Source organism: Lentzea sp. HUAS12 (assembly GCF_024125735.1).
Taxonomy (GTDB): domain Bacteria; phylum Actinomycetota; class Actinomycetes; order Mycobacteriales; family Pseudonocardiaceae; genus Lentzea; species Lentzea albida.
Map to the genome: position 1 here is coordinate 8,947,875 of NZ_CP099738.1, position 14,231 is coordinate 8,962,105.

The following is a 14,231-nucleotide window of genomic DNA, read 5'->3' on the forward strand; positions in this document are numbered from 1 at the left end:
TGTCCTCACACGCAGTTGAGTTCCGGCCGCGCCTGGTCGGCGGCGAACCTGGAGGCGTCCAGAGCGGACACGTCGACGAAGGGCTCGCGACCGAGCACGAGGTCCCGCACCACCTCGCCGACCGCGGGGCCCTGCAGGAAGCCGTGCCCGGAGAAGCCCGTGGCGTAGAAGAACCTGCCCGCCGAACCGATCAGCGCGTTGTGGTCCGGCGTCACCTCGTACAGCCCCGCCCACCCGTTGCGCACGCCCACGTCGAGCAGCCTCGGCGCACGCCTGCCGATCGCCTCGGTCAGGCGCGGCAGCCAGGCGTCGGACATGTCCAGCTTGAAGCCCGGCGTCTCGTCGGGATCGGACATGCCGAACAGCAGCCCCTGGCCCTCGCGGTGGAAGTAGAAGGTGCTGTCGAAGTCGATGGTGAACGGAGTGACCCGATCGTGTAGCTCCGGCATGGGTTCGGTGAACATGATCTGTCGCCGCAGCGGGGAAACCGGCAGGTCAACGCCCACCATGTCGCCGATCTGCCGGGACCAGGCGCCCGCCGCGCAGACCAGGTTCGGCGTCGAAACCGCCCCTCGGGTCGTCTCGACGCGAAAACTGTCGGACCCCGTCCCTACTATCGATTCCACGGTGGTTCTGGTGCTGAAGCGGGCACCGAGCCGGCGGGCCGCGGTGGCGTAGCCGAGTACGACGGACTCAGGCGTGCAGTGTCCGTCGTCGGGCGAGTAGGCCGCCGCGAGCAGGCCGTCCGCTTCGATCAGCGGCGACATCCGCTGGGCCTCCTCGACAGTCAGCATGCGGCTGCGCACGCCGAGGGAGTTCTGGAGGTCGACGTTGCGCTCGAACGCCGTGACGTGTTCCCGGGAAGAAAGGAGGAACAGGTAGCCGACCTGGTGCAGATCGATGTCCTGCCCGGGCCGCTGCGGAAAGCGTTGGAACAGTTCGATGGATCGAGCTCCGAGCCTGATGTTCAGCTCGTCGGAGAACTGGGCGCGCACTCCACCCGCCGCTTTGCAGGTGGAGCCGGACCCCAGGTCATCCCTCTCCACGACCAACACATCCCGGACTCCTGCCTCGGCCAGGTGAAAGGCGACGGATGTGCCGATCACCCCGCCGCCGATGACGACCACCTCAGCCCGAGCGGGCAGCTCAGGCGAGGCGGTGGTCAAGGTCCGCCTCGATCGCGAGAGTGTCCATCTGCGCCTTCTGCAGCTTCCCGGAGTGGTCCCAGTTCAGGGACTGCCAGCGGGTGAACTGGTCGAGCACCCACACGCCCGACTGCCGGGAGCCGTTGCCGCTCTTGCCGTTGCCGCCGAACGGCAGGTGCGCCTCGGCCCCGGACGTCGAGTTGTTGACGCTCACCATCCCGGCGGAGATGCCGGCGCGGAACCGGAAGGCCTTGTCCGAGTCGGTGGTGTAGATCGAGGACGAGAGGCCGTAGCCCGGCTTGTTGCCGAGCTCGATCGCCTCGTCGAGGTCCGAGTACTCCATGACGCCGACGATCGGCCCGAACGTCTCCTGGAGGAACAGTTCGTCGTCGTCGCGCACGCCCGAAACGATTGCGGGGTGGTAGAAGAAGCCGTTCTCACCGGTGAACCCGTTGCGGGGGCTGGCAGCCGAGATGCGGCCGGTCGGACCGTGCACCGAGTGGTGCTCGCCGATCCAGCCGAGGTACTTCTCGTACGCCAGTGCGAACTTCTCGTCCAGCAACGGTCCATAGAGGACATCGCCGGTCGGGTCGCCGACGGTCGCGTTCGCGACGGCCTCGACGAACCGGGTCAGGAACTCGTCGTGCACCGACTCGTGCACGATCGCCGTGCCGAGTGAGGTGCAGCGCTGGCCCGCGGAGCCGAAGCCGGCGAAGAGCGCGCCCTGCACGGCGAGGTCGAGGTCCGCGTCCTCGGTGACGACCATCGGGTTCTTGCCGCCCAGTTCCAGGCACGGTGCCTGGAGGTGGCGGCCGCACAGTTCGCCGATGCGCACACCGACCTCACTGGACCCCGTGAAGCCGACCTTGTCGACGAGTCCCCGCTGAAGGGACTGCTCGAGGCCGTCGAACGTCTCGGAGCCTTCGGCGAAGACGATCTCGAACACGCCGTCCGGGATGCCGGCGGCCTGGAAGAGGTCGTACAGGGCCTGGGCCGACGCGGCGGAGTACTCGGCGGGCTTCCACACGACCGAGTTGCCGCACAGCAGCGCCGGGATGACGTACCAGGACGGCACGGCCACCGGGAAGTTGCCGGTGGTGATGATGGCCGCGACGCCGACCGGGTTGCGGAACGTGAAGAGCTGCTTGTCGGGCATCTCCGAGGGGACCGTCTGCCCGTAGAGGCGCCTGCCCTCGCCGAGGAAGAAGTTCGCGGTGTCGACGATCTCCCGCACCTCGCCGCGGGCCTCCGCGATCGGCTTGCCGATCTCGCGGGTCACGAGCTGGGCAAGGGCTTCGGAGTTCGCCTCCACGAGGCGGCCGATGTTGCCGATGACCTGGCCTCGGACGGGTGCGGGCACGCGCGCCCACGCGCGTTGCGCCGCTTTGGCGCGCTGGGCCGCGTCGACGAAGGCGCGGCTGGTCCCGAGCTCGATCTCGGCGACCACGTCGGAGGTGTCCGACGGGTTCGTGGAGACGTACGCCATGCATCCCACCCTGGTGGGTGTGCGGAGGATGCGCCAGAGGTCGCAGAACGAGATCTCGCGACGTCGAGCATAAGCTGTCCTGGTGCTGAACCCGGTTCATCTCCGCACGCTCGTCGAGGTCGTGAAGACGGGGTCCTTCGCCGAGGCCGCCCGTCGGCTCGGCTACACGTCGTCGGCCGTGTCGCAGCAGATCTCGGCGTTCGAGAGGGCCGTCGGCGTGACGCTGTTCGAGCGCGAGGCCCACTCGATCAGGCCGGCCGGTGCGGCCCTGCTCATCGCTGATCGCGGCGGTGAGCTGCTCGCCGCGCTCGACGGGTTCGAGCACGAGGTGAAGGCGATGGTCCAGGGCCTGCGGGGGCGCCTGCGGATCGGCACGTTCCCCACCGCGAGCGCGCGGATCGTGCCGAAGGCGCTGGCGAGGCTGCAGGCCGAGCTGCCGGGCGCCGAGATCCGCCTGGACGAGGCGGAGCCGGACGACGTGCTGCCGCTCGTCCTGACCGGCGAGCTCGACGTGGCGCTGGTCTACGCGTACGACCTCGTCCCGCGCACGTGGCCGGAAGAGCTGACCGTGCTGCCGTTGCTGGACGAGTCGCTCCTGGTGATGGTGCCGTCCGGGCACCAGGCCGCGAAGAACAACGTCAAGCTCGAAGACCTGAAGGACGAACGCTGGATCGCGTCACGCGACGGCACGGCCGGTGCCACCTGCCTGACCCGGCTCTGCGCGGCGGCGGGGTTCGCTCCCCGGATCGCCTTCCGGAGCAACGACTACGAGGTCGTGCAGTCGCTCGTGGCCGCGGCTGTCGGCGTCGCACTCGTGCCCGCGCTCGGGCACAAGGAGCTGCCCGGCACGCACGCCATGCCGTTGCGGCACAGGCCGTTGCGCAGGCACGTGCACGTCGTCCACCGCACGGCGAACACCAACCCGCTGCTGCGCGACGCGGTGACCGCGCTTCAGGAGGTCTGCCGCAACGCCGCGGTCGGGCACACGCACCAGCCGTGACGCTCAACTCCGCCGGGCCGGCTTGCGATCACTCGCCGGTCTGACCGTCGGCGAGTTCGCGCAGCAGGTCGAGGTGGCCGACGTGCCGTGCGGTCTCCTGCGCCACGTGGGCGAGGATCCAGCGCACGGTGCGTTCGCCGTCCGCCGCCGTCGCGTCGGGGTCGAGCTTCTTCACCGCCTCGGCGTTCGCCCACTCCTGGCGGTAGGCCTCGATGAGCGATGCCGGTGTGTCGCCGTCCGCGAGGTCCCAGGACGGGTCCGGGTCGCCCTTCCACAGCGACGGCAGGTCGAGGCCCGCGCCCGCGATGCACAGCCAGTACCGCTCGACGGCGGTCAGGTGTTTGAGCACGCCCAACGCCGTCAGCTTCGGGGACGTGCTGATCGGGGCCGCGGCTGCCTGTGCGCGGGTCAGCCCGTCGACCTTCAGCACGGCGGTCTTGCGGAGGAAGTCCAGGAACTCCCAGGCGAGCACGGCCTCGTCGGCGGCCTTCTTCTCGGGCCAGGTTCGGGTCACCGGGTGAGTTTGTCAGCCTTCGCGGCGGTGAGGAACGCGGACCACGCGGCCGGTCCGAGTGCGAGGTGGGTGGTGGGAGCCTTGCTGTCGCGGACTCCGACGCCGTGTCCGACCTCCACGCAGTCGGTGCCGTTGGGGCTGTAGGTGCTCTTGCGCCATTCGATCATGCGACTGGCTCCTCAGGAGATGATGCCGTTGATCAACTCCTTCGATTCTTCCACGCTCAGAGCGGTTCGATCGAGGGCCATCAGGATGCGCGAGTAGGCCTCGACGGAGGCTTTGTCGTCCAGGTAGACGCCGTGGTTCTCGGCGTCGATGAAGACGACGGGCTTCAGCGCGTCGAACTTCAGGAAGGTGAAGGAGCCCGCTGTGCCGGCATGCGCCCCGGTGGACGTGGGCACGATCCGGTAGGTGATGTACGAGCGGCGACCCATGGTCATCACGTGGTCGAGCTGGTCCGACATGAGCTCGGGGCTGCCGATGGGGAGGTGCAGGGCCTGTTCGTGGATGTAGAAGGTCATGGCGCAGTGCCGGTTGATGAGGTGTTGCTGGCGCGCGGTCCGGGTGGCGACGCGTTCGTCGGCCTCCTCGGCGGGGGAGTTGGGGTTTCCCGCGATCAGCGCGCGCAGGTAGTCCGGGAGCTGGAGCAGGCCCGGGATGAGGTGCGTGCTCCAGTGGATGATCTCGGTGGCGACCTTCTCGTTGTCGCCGAGGGTGCGTGGCCAGCCGGGTGAGCGCTCGCCGTGGATCTGGAGCCAGCCCGACCGGTCGGCCTCCCTGAACATCGTCAGCAGGTGGTCGGACTCCTCCAGCGGGGTGCGGCAGACGCCCAGCAGGCGGATGAGGTCGTGTTCGCTGATGCCGCCCATGCCGTTCATCAGGTCGGACAGCTTGGCGGGGTCCCAGCCGGCGAGGTGCGAGGCGCCGCGTCCGGTCAGGCCCGCCTTCTCGATGGCCGCGCGTATGCCCGCGCCGAGTTCTCGGCCTCGGACCGTGGAGTCTCTCTTTGGCATGAAATGAAGCTAGGGCCAAACATCGTGTGATTCCAACGTGTTCGGGCAAGTTCAGCCGAAGAGGGGTTCGTGTTGGAGAAGCTCCAACGTCCTAAGTGGGCGGTGGTCTTTCAGTAGTAGCGGCGTAGTTTCGGCCAGAGGGTTTCCCATGGTTCCGTTGGGGCCGTGCACAGCCTTATCGCCGTGCCGTCTTCTTCGTTTTCCACGGGGTTGTGGTGCTGGGCGATGATCTCGCAGTCGGTGAACGGCGGGTTGTCGAACCCGATCAGGAGCACCTTCGAGGGGCCCGGCGGGGGAGGTCCCCAGTCGTAGAAGGACAGGGCCGGTCGTGCGCCAGGAAGGCGTCCTGGACGGTCAGGGCCAGTTCTCGCCAGCCGATCTGCTCGCCTTGTTCCGGGTTGATGGCTACGACCGGGGCAAGGCGCTCGGCGGCAGGATCGGCAACGAGACGAGCACGGCGAGCACGATGCTCGAGGTGACCATGGCGCTGCCGGTGGTCCTGTGTCGCAGCAGCCATTCCTGGGCTTGGCGGGCTCCTGCCGCCGTCAGCACGAGGAGGAGAGGGACGGCGTAGTACGGCTTGCCGCCGGTGATGAGGCACAGGGCGCAGAGGATCGGGTAGGCGAGTGCGATCGAGCGGTAGGTCCTGTCGCGCCACAGGTTCCGGAAGCCGAGCAGCCACACCGGTACGAGCAGCGGTGACAGCAGCACGATCTGCATGGGGACGAACAGGATGCGGTTCTCGGCGCCGTCGTCCTCGCTGATGCCCTGGGCGACGGTGAGCAACGGGAAGTCGTGCAGCGCCTGCCAGATGACGACCGGGGCGGCGAGCACGGCGCACACACCCATGCCAGCCGGGAGGTACCAGGTGCGCAGGGCGTCGCGGGGGCCCACGGCGAGCAGGGCGATCGCCATGGAGGCCAGCAACAACAGCAGCAGCCACTTGTTGGCGAGGCCGATTCCGGCCGTGGCGCCGACGGCGAGCCACCAGCGGCCGTCGCGCGTCTTCAGGACCTTGATCGCGAAGTAGGCGAGGAGCACCCAGACCAGCAGGTCGACGGTGGCGGTGGAGAGCATGTGGCCCACGGCGAGGACGAACGTCGACGTCGCCGCGGCCGCGGCCGCGCAGGTGGTGCCGCCGCCCAGTTCGTCCGCGATGAGGGCGACCACGACGGTGATGCCGAGTGCCAGAACTGTGGCGATCACGCGGAGGCCGAGCGGGGTCTCGCCGAACACCTCCGTGGTGAGGTGGGCGAGGAGCGGGGTGATCGGCGGCTGGTCGACGTAGCCCCAGTCGGGGCGTTTGCCGGCCGCGATGAAGTAGAGCTCGTCGCGGTGGAAGCCGTAGCGGCCCGACAACGCGGTCAGCACCACCGCCTGGACGGCGAGCACGATCACCAGCCCACGTCTCATGGACGGACGGTACCGAGGGCTCCCGTGATCAGGAGGACGTTCTGCGGTACCAGCGAGGGGAGGTGTTGATCGGGGGTTTGAGGCTCGCGTTCACCACGATCATGCTGGGGCCCTCGGCGTCGTCCAGCGCGGACTTCAGGTCGTCGAAACCGGAGAGGGTGACGGCCGGGATGCCGAAGCTCTCGGCCAGCTTGGCGAAGTCGGGACGGGTCAGGTCCACGCCGCTGATGGTGTGGTTCGCGATCTGCTGGTCGTAGCGGAGCATGCCGTAGCCGCCGTCGTCGACGAGCACGATGGTGAGCGGCAGGCCTTCCTGCTTCAACGTCGCGAGGTCGCCGCACGCGAAGAGGAAGCCTCCGTCACCTACGACCGCGATCGTGCGGTGTTCGACGGCCGCGCCGATGGCCGCCGGGAAACCGAAGCCGAGCGTGCCCCAGCCGACCGGGTAGGCGAGGCCGCGGGGTCTGGTGACGTGGTGGAAGCCGCCGATCCAGTAGCCGGGGATGCACATGTCGGCGACGATCGTGGCGTCGGTGCCTTCCAACGCCCGCAACAACTTCGACGCGTCGGGGGAGTCTGCTTCGGCCAGCGCGCGCACTTCGGCGTTGACCGCCTCCACGTCGACCGCGGCCTGCTTGGCGGTCACCTTCGCGGCGAGGGCCGACGTCACGGTGGCGGCGTCGCCTTCGAGCGTGACGTCGGCCGGGTAGTTCTTGTTCGCCTCGGCCTTGTCGATGTTGACGGCCAGCAGCGTCCGCGGCTTCGGCTGCAACCAGTTCTGGGTCATCATGCCGTCGAAGTCGGTGCCGATCGCGATCACGAGGTCGGCGTCGTCCCACAGTTGGCCCACGGGCGGTGCGTGCACTGGACCGCGCACGACGAGAGGGCTGTCCGTCAGGCCGCGTGCTCCGTACGTCGTGATGATCGGTGCCTGGAGCTTGTCGGCCAACGCGCTGATGGCGGCTCCCGCATCGGATCGCGCCGCACCGCCGCCTGCCCAGATGAGTGGCCTCTCGGCCGCGGCGACGAGCTGCTCCGCTTCGGTGAGGTCGGTCTCGGCGTGAGCAGGTTCGGTCCTCGTGACGGTGTGGTGCGGGACTTCGGTGGAGAGGAAGTCCGTTGGCACGCCCAGGTAGACCGGGCCGTGCGGGCTTTGCAAGGCCTGCTGGACGGCCCTGTCGGCGCACGCGGCGAGGTCGTGGGCGGACGTCACGTCGAACGCCACCTTGGTGACCGGCGTGAACATGGCTTTCTGGTCGCGCGTCTCGTGCAGCACGCCGCGGTGGACGCCGGGCCGCCGGAGCGTCGAGGGGATGTCCGTGGCGATCACGAGCACCGGGCTGCCGGACGCCCACGCCTCGCCCGTGGCGCCCAGGGTGTTCGCCGCTCCGGGGCCGGTGGTCACGACCGCGACGCCGAGCTTGCCCGTGGAGCGTGCGTAGCCATCGGCCGCGTAGACCGCCGTCTGCTCGTGACGCACACCGATCATGCGGATGCCCGGACGCTGTTGGAGCGCTTCCCAGATCGCGAGGTTGTGCACCCCGGGCAGGCCGAACACCACCTCGACGTCGTGCGCGGCCAGCACGTCCAGCAAGCTCTCGGCACCCTGGGACATGCGATCGACGCTAAGGCCCACCCACTGGCCGGGCAACGGATGCGCAGGAGGTCTGGTGCTCAGCGTCAGCGGCGCTGTGAACGTTCCGGGCGGGCAACGCCGTCTGAATCGTGCCGAACGGAATTCGGGAGAGCTTTTCGCATTCAGGGCCTGAATTGTCCCCCGGTCCGCGAATTCTTCTGCCTGTGATTGACATGTGAACCATGTGCACTGAGTTGTTCTTGTGCCACGATGTGCGGCGACCGCACGACCTGGGGGTGGAGATGCTGTACTTCGGAGGGCTGTTCGGAGTCCTGATGCTGGGACTGACGATTTTCGCCGTGGTGGACGTGATCACCACCGACGACGGTTCCGTTCGCAACCTGCCGAAGGTGTTGTGGCTTCTCCTGGTCCTGCTGTTCCCGTTGGTCGGCTCGATCGCCTGGCTCGTCGCGGGGCGTCCGGTGGGGACCGGACGCGCGCGTTTCGCGACACAGGAGCGCGGTGCTCCCGCGTATCCCGAGTACGACCGGCCGGGGCGGTTCGCGGCCACGAACGCAGACGACGACCAGGAGTTCCTGCGCCGCTGCCGAGAGCGCGCGGAGGAACAACGACGCAAGGGACGCGAGAACCAGTGAGGATAGTCCTGCTGTTCTTAGTTGTTCTGCTCGCCGGTTGTGGCGGAAACGCGCAAATGGCGGCACAACCCCCTTCCCCGCAACCCTCCACTTCGGACGAACTGGCGCCGGCCGATTTCCAGGCGCGCTGGTGGACCTGGGCCACCCAGCCCTCCGGCACCAATCCGGTGTCCGACACCTCCGGGCGCTACTGCATGCGCGACCAGCCCGTCGACGTCTGGCTGCTCGCCGGGTCGCTCGGCGGGGGTCCCGTCGAGCGGCAGTGCCGGGTCCCCGCCGACAAACCGCTGCTCGCTCCGGCCGTGAACCTCGCGAGCGACATCGCCTCCTGCGAGGCGTTCATGAAGGGCGCGCAGGGCGAGGTGCTCCTCGACGGCTCGACGCAGACGCTCACGAAGGTGACCGCCACGCCGTTCACCTTCGAGGCGCGGGCGGGCAACCCCTACGGCGCCCAGACCGGCCGGGTCAACTCGGTCGGCTGCGGCCTGTACGCGTGGATCCCCGCTCCCACCTCCGGTGAGCACGAGCTCGTGATCCGCGGCTCCGGCGGCGGCAAGGAGATCGACGTGAAGTACAAGCTGATCGTCGGAGCCGACTAGGAACGCCGAGCGGGAAAACCAGGTGCGCCGATCCGGTAACGTGGTTCGTGGCGTCCGAGCAGACGTGAGGCTGGAGCCGCTCCCCGGCAGTGAGCGGCGTTCTCCGCCGCGGTGTTCAGCAACTCCTGCTCACCGAAGCGAACAGACCACGTAGACGCGTGACACATGCGTCCTTGTCTTGCCGAGCCGGGCGGCGGAAACGAGGACTGCTGTCATGGCACGTCTGTCCACCACGGACCAGCTGGCCGACCTCCGGCGCACCTACACGGGCGAGAACCTGTCCCAGGCGGTCCCGGCCGTCCGCGACGGGGGCCCGGTGCTGCCCGACGCGGCCACCGAGGCCCAGCGCCGGCTCGAGGCGCAGGTGCTGCTCGCCGGGTGTACCGCGGCGAGCATGCTCCAGCTGATGCCGCCCGCGAGCATCGTCACGCCCACCCACGCGTTCCGGACCGTGGAACCGGGGGAGACGCTCAGGTTGCACCTGACCGACAGGGCTCTCGGCCCGCTGCTGTTCGAACTGCTGCCGCGCACCGAGGGCGGCTTCGGCATGGGCGTCGCCGGTCTCGAGCACCGGCAGTACCGGCGCTCGGCCGAGCTGACCACCGGTGACGCCGGCGTCGTGCTGGCCGGGGTCGACGAGCACGCCTGGGATCTCGGCATGCGCTACGTCCGCTGGATGCACGAGCACCGCGGCGTCGAGTACACCGACGGCGGCGGCAACGAGGACGAGGTCGCGGAAGCGGCCACTGGGAGTGCCCTGCTGCGCCGGGTACACCTGTGGCATGACGCCAGTTGGCTGCGAGCACTCCCGATGGGCGGGGCCTGGTTCGCCGAATGGGCCGGCGGCCCGGCCGAGGACGAGATCAGGCGGAAGCTCGACCACCCGGAGTTCGGGACCACCCGCCAGGTCGTGCTGCGCCGCATCGACGCGCCGGCCGAGGACGTCGAGCAGGGCCTGCGCACGTACCCGTGGCCTGAGGAGTTCGTGTCTGCCGTCACGGCCACCGAGCCTGATCAGCGGCCTCACCGCCGGTAGACTGCTCTTTCGCCCGCAGGAACGATCGTCAGGAGGACCCCGGTGACCCAGCAGGCTGCCGAGGCCCAGTCCGATGCCACGCGCAAGGCCCCCCGCGTGCTCGTCGCCGAGGACGAGGCTCTGATCCGCCTCGACCTCGTGGAGATGCTGCGCGAAGAGGGCTACGACGTGGCGGGCGAGGCCGCAGATGGTGAAGAGGCCATCAAGCTCGCGACCGAGCTCGATCCCGACCTGGTGATCCTGGACGTCAAGATGCCCAAGGTCGACGGGATCGAGGCGGCGCAGCACATCGCGGGCAACAGGATCGCGCCCGTCGTGATCCTCACCGCGTTCAGCCAGCGCGACCTGGTCGAACGCGCCCGTGACGCGGGTGCGATGGCGTACCTGGTCAAGCCGTTCGCGAAGCGGGACCTCGTGCCCGCGATCGAGCTGGCGATGAGCCGGTTCAACGAGCTGGCCGCACTGGAGCAGGAGGTCGCCGGGCTCACCGAGCGACTGGAGACCCGCAAGACGGTGGAGCGGGCCAAGGGCATCCTCATGACCAAGCAGGGTCTGAGCGAGCCGGAGGCGTTCCGCTGGGTGCAGCGCACCGCCATGGACCGCCGCACGACGATGAAGGCCGTCGCAGAGGCCGTCATCGAGAACTTCGGCTGAGTCAGCGTCGGCTGAGTTCGAGCCACACGGAGTCCGTCTGCCGCCCCGGTTCCTCGGGGCGCAGGCGGACTTCGACGTTGTGGCCGCCCTTCAGCGCGAGCCGCAGCTCGTGCCGGCCCCCGACGCCGCCCGGAATCGGCACGGTCGCCGCGAGAGAGCTGTCGACGTACACCTCGAAGCCCGCCAACGGCGCCACTGAACGCGCCGGAGCGGCGTCCAGGGTGATCGCCAGCGTCGCGTCGTTCGGGGTCACACGGACGAACTCAGCCGTCATCACGGGCAAAACGGGCGCCGGCTCCCGCGGGGCGTTCTCCAGCCGCACCGGAGACGGGCGCGGCACCTCGAAGTAGCTCTCCAGCACCTGCGCCTGCGACGCGCCCGGCATGCGCAGCACGAACGGCGACAGCGCGTCGGCCCCGTCCTGGGTGAGCAGCTCGGCGGGCACCTCGCCGACCAGCGTCAACTCACTGCCCTCCGCCGCCGACCAGCCGCTCACCACCGGCCGCAACGGCACCCTCGCCGTGCCGAGCTGCGCGACCAGGCCGTTCGGGTCACCGCCGTCACCGAGGCGCACCGTCGTCCTCAACCGCGCCGAAGGGGCCCCACGCAGTGGTGCGCGCGCCGTGCCGATGCCCGGCGCCTCCTCCTCGGGTTCGAGCACGCGCAGCGTCCCCGCGACGATGGACGTCTCGGTCACCTCGTCCACGGGTCCGCGCGACCCGGTGATGCCCACGGCATCGATCTCCACGCGTCCGGGATAGCCCGGCGGAGGCGTCACGCCGATCAGCACGCTCGCCTCGCGCCACTTCGGCGACACCGGCACGGACGCGATCTGGGCGCCATCTTGCACGACGCGCACATCGTTATCTGTGACCACCGCTTCGAATCGATGCAGAACGCCCGCTCCGCGCGTTCCGGGCGCCACGGAGTCGTCCACGACCACCCGGACCGCATCAGCGGGAGGTATGGGTCCGAGTCGATCAGGCGTTCCGGGCACCAGGTCCAGCACGAGCCTTCCACGCGGCCCGGCGGCGTCCGTCACCACGGCCACCCGGCCCCGTTCGCCCGAGTCGCTCAGCCGCAACGGCGTCCGTGCGCGCAGCACGGCCGTGTCGTCGCCGCACGGCATGTCGAGCACGAGACGCCCTCCGGAGCCCGATCCGGGGTTGACGCAGCCGTCACGGGCGCTCAGGTGGTAGCGGCGTTCCAAGAACGAGTCGTCGAAGTCGTCCAGCCAGCCGTCGACCGCCTGGCGCCAACTGTCGTCGCTCGGGCGCTCCTCGGCCCTGACCGGTGAAGATCGTTGCCCGAAGGCGTCCACCGCGCGCACCTCCGGCGTTCCGGAGCCCGTGATCTCGGGCGACGCGACGAGCCGGCCGTCCACCTCGTACCCGGCCGCGCCGTCCACGGGTGCCCATTGGACCCGTCCGCCGCTGCTCCATACGGAGGACGGAGGCCTGGGCGGAGCCGGTCGAGGGGCAACCTCGACGAAATCTGCTGTGTACTTAGTTAAGCGAACCGCTTCTGAGCTGGGCTTCTTCGAGGCATCATCGGACTCGCGCAATGCCAGCACAGCCGCCACCACTACGGCCGCGGTACACACGACTGCGATCACCCGACGACGGGGAGTCATACGACGAGGTTATGGCAGCCGTCCAAAGAGTGAACGAAGGTTACAGTCTGTGACATTGCTTAAGTGAAACATAACGCCGCGTTGCGTTATGGTCACGAGCCCATTGGCTTTGATGACTGCGGTCACAGTCATCGCCTAGGTTCCGGCCATCCCTCAGGAGAGGGTGATGGAGCGGTGCGCGGAGATCTCGCGTAGCCGGGAGCAGGGATATAGGAGGGACATCACGTGCGTAAGCACTCTGTGAAGTCCGCAGCGATCGTCGGCGCCTCGCTGCTTGTTCTTGCAGCCTGTGGCTCGAACAAGACCGAGGGCGGCGGCACCACCGGGGGCAGCTGCGACACGTCGAAGGGCACTCTGACCGTCGGTGTTGTCGCCCCGTTGTCCGGGAACCTGTCCGCTCTCGGCGTCGGCATCAAGCAGTCCGCCGAGCTCGCCGTGGACGAGGCGAACAAGAAGTGCACGGTCCCGGGCTACAAGCTGACCGTGTCCGCCCAGGACGACGAGGCCAACCCCGCCAAGGGTGCCCAGGCCGCCACGAAGCTGTCGACCGACCCGAACGTCGTCGGTGTCGTCGGCACGCTGAACTCGTCGGTCGCCCAGACCGTGCAGCCGATCCTGCGGGACAAGAAGATCCCCCAGGTGTCGCCCGCCAACACGAACCCGTCGCTCACCAGGGGCAACGACTTCCTGACGGCCCCGAAGCGCCAGTTCGAGAACTACTTCCGCGTCTGCACCACCGACGACCTGCAGGGCCCGTACGCGGCCAACTACCTCGTCGAGAAGGCCGGCAAGAAGAAGATCGCGATCATCACCGACGGCAAGACCTACGGTGAGGGCCTCGCGGCCGAGCTGTCGAAGCAGGTCACCAAGAAGGGTGGCACGATCGTCGGCTCCGAGAAGGTCGGCGAGAAGGACACCGACTTCTCCGGCGTGATCGCCAAGATCAAGGCCCTCGGCCCGGAGGCCGTCTACTACGGCGGTGAGTACCCGGTCGCCGGCCCGCTGTCCAAGCAGATGAAGGACGCCGGTCTCGACGTTCCGCTGATGGGCGGCGACGGCATCTACGACGGCAAGTTCATCGAGCTCGGCGGCAAGGAGGGCGACCTCGCCACCTCCGTCGGTGCCCCGACCGAGTCCCTGGCCACGGCCAAGGCCTTCGTCGACGCGTACAAGGCGAAGTTCGGCAAGGAGGACTACGCCGCCTACGGTGCGTTCTCCTACGACGCCGCGAACGCGATCATCGGTGGTCTGGCCAAGACCGTCGAGGGTGGCGCCTGGGACGACTCGAAGCGTGACGCCATGCTGACCAACGTCGGCGCCTACACCGGCTCCGGCGCGACCGGCAACGTCAAGTTCGACCAGTACGGCGACAGCACCAACAAGGTCCTGACCGTCTACTCGGTCACGTCCGGCAAGTGGAAGGACGTTCAGACCGGCGAGTTCACCGGCTGACGGCTACCTAGTCACTGATTGAGCCACGGCGGGGGCGGGCGTTGTTTGCTCGCC

14 protein-coding genes are annotated in these 14,231 nt (G+C 68.8%); 6 read left to right on the forward strand and 8 right to left on the reverse strand.

Translation table 11 applies throughout. The features are described from left to right. Positions 1 to 5: 5 nt before the first annotated feature. Both ND450_RS42065 and ND450_RS42070 read right to left on the reverse strand, forming a co-directional pair. A complete protein-coding gene (locus ND450_RS42065; protein WP_371927572.1) occupies positions 6 to 1,127 on the reverse strand; it encodes an NAD(P)/FAD-dependent oxidoreductase in 1,122 nt (373 codons plus the stop codon). Between the two features lie 19 nt (positions 1,128 to 1,146). Next, positions 1,147 to 2,631 (reverse strand): aldehyde dehydrogenase family protein, encoded by a 1,485-nt coding sequence (locus tag ND450_RS42070; protein ID WP_253323556.1) that lies wholly within the window; start codon positions 2,629 to 2,631, stop codon positions 1,147 to 1,149. 82 nt (positions 2,632 to 2,713) lie between these two features. On the opposite strand from ND450_RS42070, the gene ND450_RS42075 reads away from it, so the two are divergent. Continuing rightward, positions 2,714 to 3,631 carry a LysR family transcriptional regulator gene (locus tag ND450_RS42075; protein ID WP_253323557.1) on the forward strand — a complete coding sequence of 306 codons (918 nt, stop codon included), beginning with the start codon at positions 2,714 to 2,716 and terminating at the stop codon, positions 3,629 to 3,631. 28 nt (positions 3,632 to 3,659) lie between these two features. On the opposite strand, the gene ND450_RS42080 is transcribed toward ND450_RS42075, so the two are convergent. From ND450_RS42080 to ND450_RS42100, 5 genes are all read right to left on the reverse strand, one after another. After that, positions 3,660 to 4,145 carry a DinB family protein gene (locus tag ND450_RS42080; RefSeq protein WP_253323558.1) on the reverse strand — a complete coding sequence of 162 codons (486 nt, stop codon included), beginning with the start codon at positions 4,143 to 4,145 and terminating at the stop codon, positions 3,660 to 3,662. Continuing rightward, a complete protein-coding gene (locus ND450_RS42085; RefSeq protein WP_253323559.1) occupies positions 4,142 to 4,312 on the reverse strand; it encodes a DUF397 domain-containing protein in 171 nt (56 codons plus the stop codon). Before ND450_RS42085 ends, ND450_RS42080 begins: the two co-directional genes overlap by 4 nt. A 12-nt stretch (positions 4,313 to 4,324) precedes the next feature. Further along, complete coding sequence (locus tag ND450_RS42090) at positions 4,325 to 5,158, reverse strand: helix-turn-helix transcriptional regulator (protein WP_253323560.1); 834 nt, start codon at positions 5,156 to 5,158, stop codon at positions 4,325 to 4,327. Positions 5,159 to 5,563: 405 nt separating this feature from the next. After that, complete coding sequence (locus ND450_RS42095) at positions 5,564 to 6,571, reverse strand: glycosyltransferase family 39 protein (RefSeq protein ID WP_253323561.1); 1,008 nt, start codon at positions 6,569 to 6,571, stop codon at positions 5,564 to 5,566. Positions 6,572 to 6,599: 28 nt separating this feature from the next. Then, a complete protein-coding gene (locus tag ND450_RS42100) occupies positions 6,600 to 8,186 on the reverse strand; it encodes a thiamine pyrophosphate-binding protein (protein WP_253323562.1) in 1,587 nt (528 codons plus the stop codon). 263 nt (positions 8,187 to 8,449) lie between these two features. On the opposite strand from ND450_RS42100, the gene ND450_RS42105 reads away from it, so the two are divergent. The 4 genes from ND450_RS42105 (at position 8,450) to ND450_RS42120 (ending at position 11,092) form a co-directional block, all read left to right on the forward strand. Continuing rightward, the gene (locus ND450_RS42105) at positions 8,450 to 8,803 is read left to right on the forward strand and encodes a PLDc N-terminal domain-containing protein (protein ID WP_253328142.1); all 354 of its coding nucleotides are present in this window, start codon (positions 8,450 to 8,452) and stop codon (positions 8,801 to 8,803) included. 56 nt (positions 8,804 to 8,859) lie between these two features. Beyond that, entirely contained in the window at positions 8,860 to 9,402 is a 543-nt protein-coding gene (locus ND450_RS42110; RefSeq protein ID WP_143091835.1) for a signal protein, read from the forward strand. A 214-nt stretch (positions 9,403 to 9,616) separates the two neighbouring features. Continuing rightward, positions 9,617 to 10,438 carry a hypothetical protein gene (locus ND450_RS42115; protein ID WP_253323563.1) on the forward strand — a complete coding sequence of 274 codons (822 nt, stop codon included), beginning with the start codon at positions 9,617 to 9,619 and terminating at the stop codon, positions 10,436 to 10,438. A 42-nt stretch (positions 10,439 to 10,480) separates the two neighbouring features. Continuing rightward, positions 10,481 to 11,092, forward strand: a complete 612-nt coding sequence (locus ND450_RS42120; protein WP_089923408.1) for an ANTAR domain-containing response regulator — start codon at positions 10,481 to 10,483, stop codon at positions 11,090 to 11,092. A 1-nt stretch (position 11,093) separates the two neighbouring features. Here ND450_RS42120 and ND450_RS42125 read toward each other — a convergent pair whose 3' ends face one another. Then, complete coding sequence (locus ND450_RS42125; RefSeq protein ID WP_253323564.1) at positions 11,094 to 12,500, reverse strand: hypothetical protein; 1,407 nt, start codon at positions 12,498 to 12,500, stop codon at positions 11,094 to 11,096. A gap of 450 nt (positions 12,501 to 12,950) precedes the next feature. On the opposite strand from ND450_RS42125, the gene ND450_RS42130 reads away from it, so the two are divergent. Then, entirely contained in the window at positions 12,951 to 14,177 is a 1,227-nt protein-coding gene (locus ND450_RS42130) for a branched-chain amino acid ABC transporter substrate-binding protein (RefSeq protein WP_253323565.1), read from the forward strand. The last annotated feature ends 54 nt before the right edge of the window (positions 14,178 to 14,231 follow it).